Origin of the sequence: Duganella levis (assembly GCF_009857605.1) — a bacterium.
GTDB lineage: Bacteria > Pseudomonadota > Gammaproteobacteria > Burkholderiales > Burkholderiaceae_D > Rugamonas > Rugamonas levis.
On record NZ_WWCT01000005.1, the window covers coordinates 262,574 to 279,648 of the forward strand.

The 17,075-nt window shown below is 62.9% G+C and carries 11 protein-coding genes; 4 read left to right on the top strand and 7 right to left on the bottom strand.

Features of this window, described 5'->3' with window-relative positions:
• Positions 1-113: 113 nt before the first annotated feature.
• From GTP69_RS09295 to GTP69_RS09305, 3 genes are all read left to right on the top strand, one after another.
• Complete coding sequence (locus GTP69_RS09295; protein ID WP_161054613.1) at positions 114-1,802, top strand: M14 family zinc carboxypeptidase; 1,689 nt, start codon at positions 114-116, stop codon at positions 1,800-1,802.
• Positions 1,803-1,880: 78 nt separating this feature from the next.
• Positions 1,881-4,025 (top strand): FUSC family protein, encoded by a 2,145-nt coding sequence (locus tag GTP69_RS09300; RefSeq protein ID WP_161054614.1) that lies wholly within the window; start codon positions 1,881-1,883, stop codon positions 4,023-4,025.
• 21 nt (positions 4,026-4,046) lie between these two features.
• Positions 4,047-4,958 (top strand): EamA family transporter, encoded by a 912-nt coding sequence (locus GTP69_RS09305; RefSeq protein WP_161054615.1) that lies wholly within the window; start codon positions 4,047-4,049, stop codon positions 4,956-4,958.
• Here the strand turns inward: GTP69_RS09305 and GTP69_RS09310 are convergent, their stop codons facing one another.
• Positions 4,959-6,251, bottom strand: a complete 1,293-nt coding sequence (locus tag GTP69_RS09310; RefSeq protein WP_161054616.1) for a GGDEF domain-containing protein — start codon at positions 6,249-6,251, stop codon at positions 4,959-4,961.
• Between the two features lie 225 nt (positions 6,252-6,476).
• On the opposite strand from GTP69_RS09310, the gene GTP69_RS09315 reads away from it, so the two are divergent.
• On the top strand, positions 6,477-6,698 hold the full coding sequence (locus GTP69_RS09315) for a hypothetical protein (protein WP_110845543.1): 222 nt from the start codon (positions 6,477-6,479) through the stop codon (positions 6,696-6,698).
• Between the two features lie 196 nt (positions 6,699-6,894).
• Here GTP69_RS09315 and GTP69_RS09320 read toward each other — a convergent pair whose 3' ends face one another.
• From GTP69_RS09320 to astB, 6 genes are all read right to left on the bottom strand, one after another.
• A complete protein-coding gene (locus GTP69_RS09320; protein ID WP_161054617.1) occupies positions 6,895-8,358 on the bottom strand; it encodes an APC family permease in 1,464 nt (487 codons plus the stop codon).
• A gap of 344 nt (positions 8,359-8,702) precedes the next feature.
• A complete protein-coding gene (locus GTP69_RS09325) occupies positions 8,703-9,209 on the bottom strand; it encodes a DUF1993 domain-containing protein (RefSeq protein WP_161054618.1) in 507 nt (168 codons plus the stop codon).
• A gap of 59 nt (positions 9,210-9,268) precedes the next feature.
• Positions 9,269-9,826, bottom strand: a complete 558-nt coding sequence (locus GTP69_RS09330) for an EF-hand domain-containing protein (protein ID WP_161054619.1) — start codon at positions 9,824-9,826, stop codon at positions 9,269-9,271.
• Positions 9,827-9,914: 88 nt separating this feature from the next.
• Entirely contained in the window at positions 9,915-10,937 is a 1,023-nt protein-coding gene (locus GTP69_RS09335) for a succinylglutamate desuccinylase (RefSeq protein WP_161054620.1), read from the bottom strand.
• Positions 10,938-10,941: 4 nt separating this feature from the next.
• Positions 10,942-15,660, bottom strand: coding sequence for an NAD-glutamate dehydrogenase domain-containing protein (locus GTP69_RS09340; protein WP_161054621.1), 4,719 nt, complete (start codon positions 15,658-15,660; stop codon positions 10,942-10,944).
• 77 nt (positions 15,661-15,737) lie between these two features.
• Entirely contained in the window at positions 15,738-17,075 is a 1,338-nt protein-coding gene (gene astB, locus GTP69_RS09345) for an N-succinylarginine dihydrolase (RefSeq protein ID WP_161054622.1), read from the bottom strand.

Below are 17,075 nucleotides of genomic sequence, written 5' to 3' on the forward strand. Positions count from 1 at the left end.
AAGCCTGCGCCTGTGGGCGCTCAAAAAACGGGCACGATGATACAATTCTGCCCTCGACCGGCAGGCTTACCCAGCCCGCCCCACTCCTAATTCCCGCTGAGATCCAGACGACCATGCACGCTGACATGCCTACGCCTTATGAAAAAGGCAATCAAAACCAAACCACCACGTGGAGCGAATGCATCGCTTTCTACGAAGAGCTAGCCCAGCGCTTCCCGCAGGTGCTGCGCTTTGAGCAGATCGGCCTGTCGGACGGCGGCATTCCGGTGCACGCCGGCGTGGTCAGCGCCGACGGCGTGCACGACCGCAGCCAGATCAAGGCCGAAGGCCGTCCGGTCTTCTTCAACAACAACGGCATCCACCCCGGCGAACCCGAGGGCGTGGATGCCTGCATGGCCATCGTGCGCGACCTGTGCTTCGATCCGGCCAAGCTGGCCGCACTGGGCAAGACCGTGCTGCTGTTTGTCCCGCTGTACAACGTCGACGGCGCGCTGAACCGCGCCAACACCTCGCGCGTCAACCAGGACGGACCGGAGCTGTTCGGCTTCCGCGGCAACAGCCGCCACCTCGACCTGAACCGCGACTTCATCAAATGCGACACGTATAACGCGCAACTGTTCAACCAGCTGCTGACCAGTTGGGACCCGGACGTGATGGTGGACACCCACACCTCCAACGGCGCCGACTATCCATACACCATGACGCTGATCCACACGCAAGCGGACAAGCTGGGCTACGGCCTCGGTCCCTTCCTGCGCGAGACCATGCTGCCGCACATCTACAAAGAGATGGACGCCAAAGGCTGGCCGACCTGCCCGTACGTCAATCCGGTCAAGGACACGCCGGACGACGGCCTGGCCGAATTCCTCGAAGTGCCGCGCTTCTCGACCGGCTTCGCCGCCCTGCACCACGTGATCGGCTTCATGCCGGAGACGCACATGCTCAAGCCCTTCAAGGACCGCTACGATTCGATGCGCGCCCTGCTGGACGTGACCATGGCCTTCACCGTGTCACATGGCGAGCAAATCCAGCAACTGCGCGCCGACGCCAAAGAGCAGGCGGCCAACGCGAAAGAATGGACCGTCAACTGGAAGATGGACGAAACCAATCCCTCCACCTTCCGCTTTAAGGGCTACGAAGCGCAACGCAGCGCCAGCCTGCTGGGCGACTACCAGCGCCTGTCGTATGACCGCAGCAAGCCATGGGAAAAGGATATCCCTTACTACAACAGCTTCGTGCCGTCGGCCACGGTGCGCGCGCCGAAAGGCTACATCGTGCCGCAAGCCTGGCGCGAAGCGATCGAACGCCTGCAATGGAACGGCGTGGAGATGGCGCGCTTCGACGAAGCACAGACGGTGGAAGCGCAGTACTATCACATCGCCTCCGTGACCTCGCGCACCAACGCCTATGAAGGCCATATGTACCATGACGATGTGCAGCTGGAAGCGCGCACCGCCAGCTTTACCGTGCAACCGGGCGACTGGTTCATCCCGCTCAAGCAGGGCAACGCCCGCTACGCCGTCGAGACGCTGGAACCGCAAGGCCACGACTCCTTTTTCCGCTGGGGCTTCTTCAACAGCGTGCTGGAAAAGAAAGAGGCTTACTCGGACTACGTGTTCGAAGACCTGGCGCTGGAAATGCTGGAAACCGAGCCGGAACTGAAAGCTAAATTTGAAGCATGGAAGGCGGCCAATCCGGCGCTGCTGTCGGATCAGGATGCGGTGCTGGGCTTCATCTTCGCCAACGGCAAGCGCCATGCGGAGCCGGAGTGGCGCCGCTACCCGGTGCTGTCCGTTTTCTAACATTTAAACCGCGTCATTCAACATGCGCACCGTGGCGATCCTGCGGTGCGCATGCAAGCTGCCCACAAGGCCATAGCCATGCATTACGCACTCAATCTGCGCACCTTCTTTTATAGCCATTACTTTTATCTTGGCCTGCGTTTTGCCGCCGGTCTGGTTGGCGTCACCCTGATCACATTGCAATTTGCCGACATGGCCACCGCCATGACGGTCTGCATCGGCGCGCTGTGCACCGCGCTGATGGACATGCCCAGCCCCCTGCGCCACAAGTTCAACGAGATGAGCGCCTCGGTGCTGCTGTGCAGCGCCGTGACCCTGTTAATCAGCCTGTGCGCGCCGCTGCATTGGCTGCTGATGATCATGCTGGTGGTGGTCAGCTTTGGCGCCTGCATGATGGTCGTCTACGGCAAGAAATCGATGCCGCTGCAACTGGCCACGCTGTTCATCATGACCATGTCGATGGAACACGACATGACGGTGCGCCAGTCCTTCATCCACACCGGCCTGTTCACGCTCGGCGCCGTGGCCTACCTGGCCTACGCCATGGGTATCTCGTGGATACTGCGTCACCGCATCAAGCAGCAGGTGCTGGCGGAGGCGCTGTTCGAACTGGCGGCCTACATCGACATCAAGGCCGATTTCTACGATGCGCGCCACAACCTCACCGAACAATTCAATAAACTGATCCGCCATCAAAGCCTGCTGGCCGACCGTCAGCAAGCCTCGCGTGACCTGATCCTGCGCGCGCATAACAATGCCCGCGACGCCATCGTGGTTCAGGTTCACGTCTGCATGCTGGACCTGTATGAACTGATCCTCTCCACCCATACCGACTACGCGCTGCTGCGCGCGCACCTGGCCGATTCGCCGGTGATGCAAACGCTGCACGACCTGGCCTACAAGGCTGCGCGCGATATCGAATCGGTGGCCTACGACGTCACGCGCAAGAAGTCGTCCTATCCGGAGATCAGCTACGAGCCGGAGATGAATGCGATCGAAGCCGAACTGGCCGCGATCCAGCAGCGCATCGACGACGGCAAGCCGCAGCAGGAAGCGCTGGCGGTGCTGCGCGCGCAGCGCAACAAGATCCGCGCCATCATCAAGATGATCGGCGAGCTGCATCAGGCCAGCCAGAAGGCCTACGACACCACACCGTTCTGGGTGGATGCCGACATGGGCCCGTTCCTGTCGCAGCAGAAGTACGAGTTCCGCATGATCCTGTCGCACCTGCGGCTCGATTCGCCGATCTTCCGTTTCTCGCTGCGGGTGGCGATGGCGATTGCGGTCGGCCTGGCGGTGGCGGCGCTGCTGCCGTATGCGGCGCACAGCTACTGGATCGTGCTGACGATTGTGATCATCCTCAAGCCGTCGTTCAGCATGACCAAGCAGCGCCGCAGCGACCGCATTATCGGCACCATCATCGGCTGCGTGGTGACGGCGCTGATCATCAAGTTCCTCAACTACCCGGCGCTGATCCTCGGCTGCCTGGTGCTGGCGACGGTGGCCACGCCGACCTTCATCTACCTGCGCTACCGCTATGCGGCGATTGCGGTGTCGATCATGATCCTGCTGCAAATGCACCTGATCGCGCCGGGCAACCATAACCTGATCATGGAGCGCCTGATTGACACCTTCATCGGCGCAGCGGTGGCGACGGTGTTCAGCTTCGTGCTGGCCAGCTGGGAGTACCAGACCTTGCCAAGACTGGTGCGCGAGGTGCTGTCAGTGAACCTGCGCTACATGCAGGCCAGCTTCGATCTGCTGCAAGGCAAAGGCAAGGACGATTTCGCCTACCGCATCGAACGCAAACGCCTGATGGACAGCCTGGCCATGCTCAGCTCCGCGCTGGTGCGCATGCTCGACGAGCCATCCAGCAAGCAGCGCGCGGTGGAGGATATCAACCTGTTCATCGTGCAGAATTACCTGCTGGTGGCGCACGTGGCGGCGCTGCGCGCGATCCTGCGCCGACATACCAAGGAGCTGCCGGCGGCAGCGGTCAACGCCATGCTGACCGACAGCCATGACCAGGTGGTGGAGACGCTGACGCGCGCGCTCGATCCGCACAAGGCCGACCAGGCGCCGTTGATGACGCCCATGGCTGCCGACACCAGCAGCGTGCCGTGGTCCGGCTGGCCGCTGGTCCAGCGCCGCATCCGGCTGCTGCAAGCGGACGCCGTCAAAATCATCGTCCACCGCGAAGCCATCCTGCGAGACATCGCCTAGCGCACCTGCTAGTATGGGCGGATGAACACCTCCGCCCTCACCACCCGCGACCTGCTGTCCGCCCTGTTGGTCGTCATCATCTGGGGCACCAACTTCGTCGCGATGAAGGTCGGCCTGCGCGACCTGACGCCGTTCCAGCTGGGCGCCGCGCGCTATGTCTTCGCCATCCTGCCGCTGATCTTCTTCGTGCGCCCGCCCAAGCTGGCGCCCAAGTGGGTGATCGCCTACGGTTTAAGCCAGGGCGTGGGCCAATTCGGTCTGCTGTTCCTGTCGCTCAAGGTCGGCATGTCGGCCTCGCTGGCCTCGGTGATTTTGCAGACACAGGTCTTCTTCACCGCCATCTTCAGCTTCATGCTGCTGAAGGAACACACCAGCCGCGCGCTAATGGCCGGGCTGCTGCTGGCGGCCGTGGGCCTGGGTTGCTTCGCCACCAGCGCCATGCAATCGGGCCACGCCATCGACATCACGCCGGGCGGCTTCGTGCTATGCCTGGCCGGTGCCGCTATGTGGGCCGTGTCGAATATCGTCGTCCGCCGCGCGCAGAAGGAAACGCCCAACTTTGACGTCATCAGCTTCATCGTCTGGTGCGGCGCGGTGCCGATTATTCCCTTCGTGCTGCTGTCGCTGGCGTTTGACGATCCAGCCACCCGCTGGACGTGGATGGCTGCGCCGCCGGTCACCTGGGTGGCGGTCGCGTATATCGGCTGGATTTCCACCATCGCCGGCTATGCGATGTGGACACGTCTGTTGAAGCGCCATCCGGTCAACCGCGTGGCGCCATTCAGCCTGGGCGTACCGGTGGTCGGCATCGCCTCCGGCATGCTGATGCTCGGCGATACCATCGGCGCGTGGCAGTGGGCCGGCACCGCGCTGATTGTCGCGGCGCTGATCTGCACCATGTTCGGCGGCCGCTGGCTGGACCGCAAGGCCTGATCAGGCGGCGAAGCAGACGCGGTTGCGGCCCGTCTCCTTGGCGCGGTACAGCAGCGCATCGGCCTTTTGCAGCATCGCTTCCGCCGTGCCGGCCGCCAGGTCGGCGTACACGCCCATGCTCATGGTCACCTTCAGTTCCGGATGCACCTGATGCCATGGGAAGGCCTCGATCATCGCGCGCAGCTTGTCGCACAGCGCAGCGGCCTGCGGCAGTTCGGTCTCCGGAAACGCGATGACGAATTCCTCGCCGCCGTAGCGCGCTACCAGATCGCTCAGGCGCATGTGGCCGCGCAGGATTTCGCCCACCTGGCGCAGCACCACATCGCCGGTGGCGTGCGAGAACTGGTCGTTGATCTTCTTGAAGAAATCGATATCGCCGATCACCACGCTGAGTGGCCGCTTGTGGCGCACCGCGTGGCTGAACAAGCTGCTGGCCTGTTCGTCGAAGTGGCGGCGGTTATGCAGCTTGGTCAGCGCATCGCGCACGCTCAGCTCACGCATCTGCTCCGCCTGCGTCAGAATGGTGTGGTGCGACTCGCTCAACTCCTCGTGCGTGCGCGCCAGCTTTTCGCTCATGGCGTTGAAGGCGGCGGCCAGTTCGGCCACTTCATCCTTGCCCTCGACCGGCACCCGCTGCAACAGCGAACCGCCATGCATGGCGCGCACCGCGCCGGTCAGATGACCCAGCGTGCGGCCCAGTCCCCGGCTTAACAACACGCCGAGTACCAGCGCCAGCACCGCCGCGCCGCTGACGCCAAACCACAACGCGTCGCGCATCGCCGCCAGGTATTGCAGTTCCTGCTTGCTCGGCGTGATCACGCCTTCCGGCGACACATAGGCGACCACGCGGCCTTGCACCTCGACCGCCCGCGCATCCTTGCGCGCCGCTTCCGGCAGCAGTTCGCCGTGCTCGTAGACGCCGGCGCCCAGCAGCACGCGGTAGTCCTGGTCGGCCAGGATGAAATGGTATGGCGGCTCGCCGCGACGCTCCGGGCGGCCCTCGCCGGGCGGCGGCGGACGGCGGCGCTCACCATCCGGCGGCGGCGGACGATCGCCGGCCAGCGGCCCGCGACTCAGCATGAAGTCATCGAAACCCTCCTTGCCGTGATTGGCCTTCCAGTCGTACTGCGCCAGATAGGCGGTGACGGCGGCATGGAAATGTTCGGCAGCGCGCTCGCGCCGCAGGCTGTCCACCTTCTTGGTCATGCCGGCATAAGCCAACCCGCCCACCATTGCCACGGCAGCCAGTCCGGTGAGCAGCAACGCCAGCATGAATTTCGTGCGCAGAGACATTCCCACCCCATCAGATTATTGCCAAAAGGACAGTAATCATACCCGAAGGCAGCGGCTGCGCGAAAAAATTACACTACTTTAACTTGCCCCAAAGCAGCACCTCTTCATAGGGGAAATCCCAAGTTATATACATTACTTATGGCTCGTATCATAAATCGAAAGTTTTCTTATTACTGAAATTCGCGCATACTGCAACGCAACAAACGAATATTGATGGAGTTTCCGATGAGCGCAATGACCTACACCACCACCAACGACACTGGCTACTTCGCCAATGTTGCCACCGCAGTACGCCAGCTGTTCGCAGCCGTATTTGCCGTACAGCCGGGTATGTCGCAGCGCAACAAAGAAGAAACCATCTGGTGGCTCACTCGCATGGCGAATGACTGCGAGCGCCACTCCCCTAGCCTGTCCGCCGAGCTGCGTTTCTTCGCATCGCGCGGTTAATCGAATTCACTCAAGGAGAAATACTATGCTGACCATTATCGAAAACCTGCCTGCTGCAATCGCTCTGTCCGGCCTGGTGCTGCGCCTGTACCTGGGCAACAAGCCAGAGAACAACAGCGCAGAATAAGCTACACCGTCAAAATGGCAAAAGCCCCGGCACGCGCAAGCGGCCGGGGCTTTTTAATTGGCTACCGTATTACTGACGGTTGAGGCGCGAGTTGCGCATGCCGTACAGGAAGTACGTCAGCACCGTGGCGGTGATCCAGATACCGAAAATGGTGTAGGTCGTCATCGACAGGCCAAACATCAGGTACAGGCAGGCCGCGATGCTCAGGCCCGGCACCAGGTAAGGACCACCCGGGACGCGGAAGCCTTTGACGGCCGACGGGCCTTCCTTGCGGCGCATCACCGGCACCGCTACCGACACCACGCTGAACGCCGTCAGCGTACCCATGCTGACCATATCCCACAGGAAGGTCGCATCGACAAAACCGGCCACCAGGCCCACCACGATGCAGACGATCAGCGTGTTGTGCACCGGCGAACCGGTGCGAGGGCTGACTTTCTGGAACGCCGGCGAAATCAGGCCGTCCTTGGAAATCGCGTACAGGATGCGGGTCTGGCCGTAGATGGTCACCAGCGTCACGCTGAATACCGAAATCACGGCGCCCGCCGCCAGCACCAGCGCCGGCCAGGTCTTGCCGGTGACGTTTTGCAGGATCACGGCCAGGCCGGCTTCCTGCCCGGCGAACTTGGCCGCCGGCTGCGCGCCCATGGCGGCCACCGCCACCAGCATATAGAACACGGTGACGATGACCAGCGCGGACAGGATGCCGATCGGCACATTGCGGGTGGGATTGCGCACTTCTTCGCCGGCCGTGGCCACGGTGTCCAGGCCGATGAAGGAGAAGAACACGGTCGCCGCCGCCGCCGTCACGCCGGCCATGCCGGTGGTATGCACGCCGCCGTCCGGGCTGAAGAACGGATGGAAATTGTTGATGTCGAAACCGCTGAAGGCGATCACCACGAAGAAGATCAGGATCGCCAGCTTGATCATCACCATGATGGCGTTGGTGGTGGCCGATTCCTTGGCGCCGCGGATCAGCAGCAGGCAGCACAGGCACACCAGGATGATCGGCGGCAGATTGATGTGGCCGCCATGCACCTCGATCCCGTGCGCGGTCGAGACAATCGTCGGCGAGCGCAGCATCTCGGGAATATGCCATCCGACCGCGTTATTCAGGAAGTTGTTCAGATAATCCGACCAGCCGATCGCCACCGCGCTGGCGGCCAGGCCATATTCCAGCAGCAAACAGGCGGCCATGATGAAGGCCAGGAACTCGCCCACGGTGGCGTAAGCGAACGAATACGACGAGCCGGAGGCCGGAATGCGGAACGACAGCTCGGCATAGCACAGCGCGGTCAGGCCGGCGGTGATGGCGGCGATCAGGAATGACAGGATGACGGATGGGCCAGCCTTGGGTACGGCTTCAACCATCGTAAAGAAGATGCCGGTGCCGATCGTGGCGCCGACACCGATCATCGTCAGGGGGAACAGGCCTACAGAGCGGTGCAAACTGTTGCTGCTGCTTGGGTCTTCTGTTTTTTGATGGTTGACCAGCTTGGTACGGGTCAGTTTCTGGACCAGCGTTTGGTTCACAGGCAATCCTTGTGGGAGATGATGTTCGGGCAAAAACACAGCGATTATAGGGCTTTCCGTCCGGCTCCCCTAAAGGTATTTTGTGCCACAAATACAACTTTGCCCCTTATTCCATATGGCCTGCGTTACAAGTGCTTACTTTTGATACAGCGGCATGTATAGATTGCAAACAGGCGATGGCTTACTCTTGGGGCAAGTATTACTCAAAGCCAAGAAGGAGAGCCAGCCATGCCGATTCAAAAGATCCCTACCGTATCCCGCCGCATCCATCCAGCCGCCGTGACCGGCGCCGCCATGGTCCTGCTTGGCCTGGCTATTACCCTGACGGCGCTGATCGTCCACCACTAAGCGTAAGCGCCCAAATAGTCGAGCTTGCCGATCTTGACGCCCTGGTTGCGCAGGATGTCATGGGCGGTGGTGACGTGGAAGTAGAAATTGGGCAGCGCGAAGGTCAGCAAGTAGCTGGCGCCGGTAAAGTCCGGGAAGCCGCCGAAGTTGAGGCGGATGGTGCGTTCTTCGCTGTCGGCGAACTGCTCCGGCGTCACGCTTTCCAGGAAGGCGATGGTGTTGGCGATCCGCTGTTGCAGCTGATCGAATGACGTTTCGTTATCTTCAAACTTAGGCGCCGGCACGCCGGTCAGGCGCTCCACCGTCATCTTCGACGTATCGCTGGCGCGCTGTACTTGCCCCGTCAGCGGCAACATATCATCGGCCAGCCGCGCCGAGATCATCGCATCCGGCACCGAGCCATGCTGCTCGACGTGCGCTTCGGCCTTCTTCAACAACTCCGACACCACCTTCAACCCGCGCACGAACGCGGGCACCGTCAATTGATACATCGATAGCGCCATCATCATCTCCCCGAAAGAAAACTCTGAGTGTAGCGCAACGGGTTGAAGGCTGCCGGCGGTCAGGCCAGGGCGTCGATGTTGTTGCCGATCTGGCTGGTGTTGCTGGCGGCGGCGGCTTTGCTGGCTTGGGCGATGTCGTAGACCAGTTGCTCTTGCTGGGTCACGGTGCCGTCTTCGTTCTTGTCGGCTGCTTCGTAGGTTTTGGTGGCGCTGCTGCTGCCCCCCGCCGCGCTGGCGCCGCCTGCTCCGCCGGCGCCACGCGCACCACCGGCACCACCAGCGCCGCTGACGCCACTCGTGCCTTCCGAGCCGCCTTCACCGCCGCCTTGTGGACGTGGTGGTTTGAAGTCGCCGCTCTTGATGGCCGCTGTCAGGTCATCCTTGGTGATCGAACCGGTGCCTTGTTTGTCGATGGCGTCGAATTGCTTGGTCGCGTCGTCGGACGAGACTCCTTTGGATTCAAGGCCTTTGACGAATTCGTCTTTGCTGACCGAACCGTCGGTGTCGGCATCCATATCGTCAAACATCTTGGTCGCCAGACGCGCTGCGCCTTTGGCTGGGTCGAACGTCGGGGCGGTAGTGGTGCTGCTGGAAACGCTGCTGATTGCTGTGCTCATGGTTCTTACTCCGTGGTTAAGGACGCTATTCTATTAACGAACTAAACCATGTATCCATGACCCCGCAGAGTGTAAAGAGGGGTAAAGATCAGTCGACGCGCACCACCATCAGCCCTGCGCGCAAGCCCACCCGCACATCGGGATTGGGGAACACCACCAGTTCTTCCGCATGCTGCACGGTGTAGACGGTGTCGCCATCGCGTGCAATCTCTTCTCCTTGTTTCATGGCGGTGAAGTTATGCGTCTCTTTGCCGAACGCCATCTGGAACTGGTCGCTCAACTTGATGATCTGGCGCGCGGTGTTGAAGATGTGCGGCCGCTGCGTGCCTTCGCACTTGTCCGCGCCGCGCAGCAGGTCGTCCAGCGCCTGCGAGGCGTCCTTGAATTGCGCCAGGTCGTTCTGACCCAGCGTGCCGATGCGGCCCAGTTCTATGGTGGTGCCGGCCGCCGCGTGGTGCTCGGCCGAGTAGTAGCTGTAAGTACCCACCGATGCCGGATTCATAATGATGGCCCCGATGCCGGCGAGGCCCAGCCAGTCGATCAACTGCGCGCGCGGTTGATCGGCAATCAGTTCCGGCACGATGGCGAAGGTGGGATAGACCGATGGCCGGATCGCCGTGTGCAGGTCGAGATGCCAGCGCGCCGGGCCCGCATCTTTGAAGAACGCGGTGGTGGCGGCGATCATCACGTCCGCGCGCGCGGCTTCCGCAGTACCTTCCAGCGTGCCGCGTTGGGCGCGGAACATGCGGTTCAGATCCGCATCGATGAAGCGCTTGCCGGCGCGGATGGCGCCGATATTGCCGACGCAGAGCATCAGGTCCACCGCCAGCGCGGAGGGCTGATGCGACAAGGCGTCCAGCAACCAGGCGACAACTTCGATCGGGCCGGTCTCGTCGCCGTGAACGCCGACGGAGATCAGTACCGCCGGACGGGTGGTACTGCCATCGGCAGCGCGGATCGTGATGATGCCGTCGGCCGGCTCGGCGACCGCGAAACCGGCCGCCGTGAAGCGCGGCGCGATGGCGCTGAAATCCGCCTCCGCCAGCGCGCGCACCGCAGCAGGCAACTGCTGCGGCAACGCTGCCGACGAATCTCCTTGCGAAACGCTCATCGTATTACGCCGCCTGTGCCGTGATGCTGGCGTTGACCGCCTCGGACAAGGCCCACACATCCAGCATCGCCTGTTCCAGATCCGTCGCCACAGAATAGCCGGACAAGCCCAGCGTGTTGGCGACTACCTCCACCGCCTCCAGCGCCGAATGGCCGCCGGTGGCATGCTTCAGCACCTGCGACAGCAAGCGTTGCTGCGTGCGGCGCAGCGCGTTCTGCGCGTAGCTGCGCAGCTGTTCCTGCGAACGGCTGGTGGCCGGCAGCTTCAAGCCGCGCTCCAGCGTGTCGATGCCAACCTGCGCGCGCAGCGCCAGGCCCACATGCAGGAAGGCCGGCAAGTCCATGCCCGCCGGACGCTGTACCGACAACGCCGCAAACACAAACGCCGCCACCGCTTCCAGCGCATCCACCGCCATCCAGGCGCGCACAAACTCTGCGCGCAGGCCGGCGGTCAGTTCCGCTTCCGACTGGCCGCTAACAGGCGTCAGCTGCGCCAGCGTTTCCGGATTGGCGAACAGGCGGGTCAACTCGGCGGCGCCTCCCTGTGCATGCAGCTGCTCGGCAGGCACCGACAGCGCGCCTTCAATCACAGCCTTCTGCAGCACGCGGGTATGCGCATCAACCTTGATCGATACTGCGCGCGGAATCTTCAGCGCATCTTCATCCAGCGTATCGAAGATCGGCGCCAGGTTCAGCGCGGACCATGCCTGGCCCCACGCCAGTATCACATCCGCTTCATCCACGCCATGTTCACCGGCCAGTTGACGCAGCATCAGCGGGCCGCAGCGGTTGACCGACTCATTCGCCAGCACGGTCGCCAGGATGGCGTTGGCCAGCGGGTGCGCCAATGCTGGACGCGTAGCCACCAGCAGATCCGGGAAGTACGGCTTGAGCACCGACTCGGCCCAGCTGCTCTCGGTCAGCGGCAGCGCCGACAGGATGCGCTTGTAGCGGTTTTTGACGTTGGCGATGACCACCGCCAGTTCCGGCGTGGTCAGGCCGCGGCCATCGGCCTTGCGGCGCGCCAGTTCAGCCACCGACGGCAGCTGCTCCAGCTCACGCGACAACGCGCCTTCTTCTTCCAGCGATGCGATCAGCGCGGCATAACCGTCCTGCACTTCCGGATCGACCTGCGCCTGCAACTCGCGCACCAGCAACTGCGTTTGCAGCGTGTTGTCGCGCAGGACCAGGCGTTCGATGTCGTCGGTCATCTCGTTCAGCGTGCGGTTGCGGTCCGCTTCGCTCAACTGGCCGGCGTTCATTTCCACGTCCAGCCACATCTTCGCGTTCACTTCATGGTCGGAGCAATCCACGCCGGCCGAGTTGTCGATCGCATCGGTGAAGATGCGGCCACCCGACAGCGCAAACTCAATACGGCCAGCCTGCGTCGCACCCAGGTTGCCGCCTTCGGTGACGACCTTGCAGCGCAGCTGATTGCCGTCCACGCGGATATTGTCGTTGGCGCGGTCCTTGACCTGTGCGTGCGATTCGGTCGACGCTTTGATGTAAGTGCCGATACCGCCGTTGTAGAACAGGTCCACCGGCGCCAGCAGGATGCGGTGCATCAGCTCTTCCGGCGCCAGCGCGGTTTCTTCGATATCCAGCACGGCGCGGATTTCCGGCGACAGCTCGATCGAACGCGCATTACGCGGGAATACGCCGCCGCCTTTCGAAATCAGTTCCTTGTTGTAGTCTTCCCACGAGGAGCGCGGCAGCGCGAACATGCGCTCACGCTCAACGAACGACACTTCCATGTCCGGATTCGGATCGAGGAAGATATGACGGTGATCGAACGCCGCCACGATCTTCAGCTTGCGCGACAACAGCGCGCCGTTGCCGAACACGTCGCCCGACATATCGCCCACGCCGACCATGGTCACCGGCGACACGTGAATGTCGTGGTCCATTTCGTAGAAGTGGCGCTTGACCGCTTCAAACGCGCCCTTGGCGGTAATGCCCATCTTCTTGTGGTCGTAGCCGTTGGAACCGCCCGACGCAAATGCGTCGCCCAGCCAGAAGCCGCGCTGCACGGCGATGCCGTTGGCGATGTCGGAGAAGGTGGCGGTGCCCTTGTCGGCCGCCACCACCAGGTAAGGATCGTTAGGATCGTAGACCACGGTATCGGACGGCGGCACGATGTTACCCAGCACGCGGTTGTCGGTCACTTCCAGCAGGCTGGCGATGAACAGGCGATACACTGCCTCGCCTTCCGCCGCGATGGTTTCGCGCACGGCGTCTTTCGGCATCTGCTTGCAGACAAAGCCGCCCTTGGCGCCGGCCGGCACGATGACGGCGTTCTTCACCATCTGCGCCTTCACCAGGCCGAGGACTTCGGTGCGGTAGTCTTCCATGCGGTCCGACCAGCGCAGGCCACCACGGGCGACAGGACCGCCGCGCAGGTGCACGCCTTCAAAGCGGCGCGAGAACACGAAGATCTCGCGGAACGGACGCGGCTCCGGCACCAGCGCCAGGTTGCTGGTATCGAGCTTGAAGATGATTTTGTCGCCCTGCTGATCGTTCTGGAAGTAGTTGGTGCGCAGCGTGGCGCTGATCAGCGTGGCCATCGCGCCCAGCACTTCTTCGCTGTCGGCGTGGTTGATGGCCGGCAGGCGGCTCTTGATATCGGCAACCTTGTCCAGCGCTGCGGCGCGCGTGGCTTCGTCATTGGCCGGGTTGAAGCGTTGCAGGAAGGCGTCCACCAGTTCCTTGACGATGGCCGGCTGCTTGCGCAGCGTCTCGGCCATGTAGCGCACCGAGAAGCGCGGGCTGGCCTGACGCCAGTAGCTCATGTAGGCGCGCACCAGCTGCACTTCGCGCACGCTCAGGCCACCTTCGACCACCAGGCCATTCAGACGGCCATCTTCCGCCGCATCGTTGAACAGCGCGGCGAACAGTTCTTCCGCCACTGGCACGATTTCCGGCTTGGACAGTTTGGCGGCGCTGTCGGCATCCACTGACAGGCTGGTGACGAAATGACGCTCGCCGTTCACGCGCAGCGAGTGCGCCTGTTCGCGGTCGATGGTCACGCCGGCGTTATGCAGCGCCGGCAGGATGGTCGACAGCGACGGCACGCGGTCCACCGAATACAGGCGAATGCTGGTGTGGCCGTTGTCGGCATCCACCCGCACGCTGACGCGCGACGGATCGGTGTTGCGCAGGATTGCGCCCAGATCGTGGAAGGCGGCGGACGGCGTGGTGGTGGCGACGTAATCGGTCGGTAGCGTGGCGCACATCTTGCGCAGGCTGGCGCGCAGCGGCACGTCGGTGACGGCATCGGCCAGCACGGAGAACTTGTCATGCCAGCCGTCCATCACGGCCAGCAGCGGTTGCTGGATGTCGGTTTCCAGATCCAGCGGATAGCGCGCACCATGCGCGATCAGGTAGACGCGGGCCAGCGGGCCATCAGCCACCAGCGTCTGCGAGCTGACATGGTTGGCGCCGGAACTGGCCTGCAAAGCCTTGGCCAACGCCGAACCGACGCTTGCGCTGTAACGCTCACGTGGCAGGTAGACCAGCACGTTCAGGTGACGCGCATAGACGTCGCGGCGGGCGAACACTTTCGCGCGCGGCTGCTTGTACAGCGAGACCACGGCGCCGCATACTTCGGCCAGCCATTCCGGATCGGCTTCCAGCGCTTCGGTGCGCGGCAGCGATTCGAGGATCTCGACGAACTTCTCGGCGCGGAAGCCTTCCTGGCGCACGCCGGCGATGCTCAGCACGCGCGCCACGCGGCCACGCGCGAACGGCAGGCGGTTCAGCGGCGTCGAGGTGGCGGCGCGGGTAAACAGGCCCACGAAGCAGTATTCACCGAGGATCGCGCCTTGCGCGTCGGTGCGGCGGATGCCGATGAAGTCCAGTTGCTGGTCGCGGTGCAGCGTGCCTTCCACGTCGGCTTTGACGATGGACAGCGTGTGGCCGCGCTTGGACAGCGTATCGAAATCGCCAGGGATATTGGCCAGGCAGGTGCCGTACACCGGATGCGAGGTGTCCTGCAGCACGCCGATGCGGCTAGGGATGTCACGCTCCAGTTCACGCACGCCCGGCTTGACGGCGTAGTAGGCGTAGCCGAACGGCTCGAAGCCTTCGGTCTTGGCCCATTCGAGGAAGGCGGCGACTTCCTTGCCTTCTTCACCATGCGATGCGGCTTCCGCGCCGATACGGCTGAATTGTTCCAGCATGGCGGCGCGGTCGCGGCGCACCACGGCGGCGTCGCGCGACACCATGACGATGCGTTCTTCCAGCATGCCGATTTCCGCTTCCGGCAAATCTTCCGACAGCAGCACCAGCACATACGATTCCAGCTTGGCGCCAGGCTCGCCAACCGCCGTCACCACGCCATCGGCGTTGCGCGTCACCGGCAGCACCGTATTGAGCACGTTGTTGGCGCTCACCCGCAGCTTGCGCATGGCCATGACGATCGAGTCCACCAGATACGGCATGTCATCGTTCAGGATCAGCAGCGCGGTCGCCATGCCGCCGCGGCCATCGTCGTAGCGCAAGCGGGCGATTTGCGCGCCGCTGGCGGTACGCTTGGCTGCCTGCACAAAACCGCCCCACAACACCATCGCCAGACTGGCTGGCGCAATGCCGGCCAGGTCTTCATCGTCCAGTGACTTCAGCCAGGCGGCGATCAGTTCCGCGACCTTGGCATCGTCGCCCGGCGACATGCTTGCCTTGACCTGATCCAGTGTTTGATTGCGCAAGTCTTGTGGGGTTGGTTTCATCTTTTGCTTCTCCAATACGTTATAGGTATCTTGTGTTGCAATCGCCGCGCCGGCTTGTGGCTGCACGGCGTTTATTATCAAAAATCGTAGAGTCCTGGCAGCCCCAGAATGCGGCTCAGCTCCTCCAACGCATTATGCACTTCTATCGCCAGTTGTGGGTCTGCCAGATCGGCAGGGGCCAGGCGGTCGCGGTAGTGTTTTTCCACCCACGCCACCAGCGTGTGATACAGCGCCTCGGTCATCACCACGCCTTGATGCATGGCGGCGGCTTCGGCGTCGGTCAACGCCACGCGCAAACGCAGGCACGCAGGCCCGCCGCCGTTACGCATCGACTGGCGCAGGTCGAAATGTATCAGTTCATCGATCGCGCTGCCGCCCGCCACAAGGCCATCCAGATACGCGGCCACGGAAGCGACTTCCTGGCACTCCTGCGGAATCACCAGTGCCATCTTGCCATCGGCCTTGCTCAGCAGCTGGCTGTTGAAAAGATAACTGGCCACGGCATCGGCCACCGGTACGCGCGCGGTATCGACGCGGATCGCGTTCAGGTCCGCGCCGACGCCGGCGAGCGCACGGCGCAGTTGATCGAGCGCGCCTGCCTCGTCGGCGAATGCCTGCTCGTGGTAGAACAGGGCATTGGCGTTACCTACCGCGATCACGTCGTTATGAAACACGCCTTGATCGATGACGTCGGGATTCTGCTGGATGTAGACGGTGCGCCCGGCCGACAGGCCATGCAGGCGCGCCACTGCTTGCGAAGCTTCCAGCGTCTGGCGCGCCGGGTACTTCTTCGGCGCCGGTGCGGAGGCGTCGAACTCGGTGCGGCCGTAGACGAACATCTCGACGCCGCTGCTGCCGTGGTCCTTGCACAAACGCGTGTGATTGGCCGCGCCTTCGTCGCCAAAGGCCGGCGTGCCAGGAAGCGCATCGTGCACGGCAAAGTGTTTTTCATCTTTGAAGATGGCGCGCAGCGAACGCGCAGACTGCGTGTGTTCAAACGCGCGATGCAGCTTGTTGTTCAGGTTTGCGGCGGTGAAGTGCGTGCGGCCATCGGCGCTGTCGGCCGACGGGCTGACGGTGGCGGCATTTGCGGTCCACATCGGCGAGGCCGAATACGCGCACGCCAAAATCACCGGTGATTCTTTCGCCGCCTTGGCCAGCACCTCGGCGTCCGTGCCGCTAAAGCCGATGCTGCGCAGCAGGCGGAAGTTCGGACGGTCCTGCGGCGGCAGCAGCGCCTGGCCGAAGCCGCGTGCCGCCAGTGCGCGCATCTTGGCCAGGCCTTGCAGCGCGGCCAGCTTGGGATTGGAGGCGCTCTTGACGTTGCTGAACGAGGCGACGTTACCGAACGACAGGCCGGCGTAGTTGTGCGATGGGCCTACCAGGCCGTCGAAGTTGAATTCGCGTGCGGACAT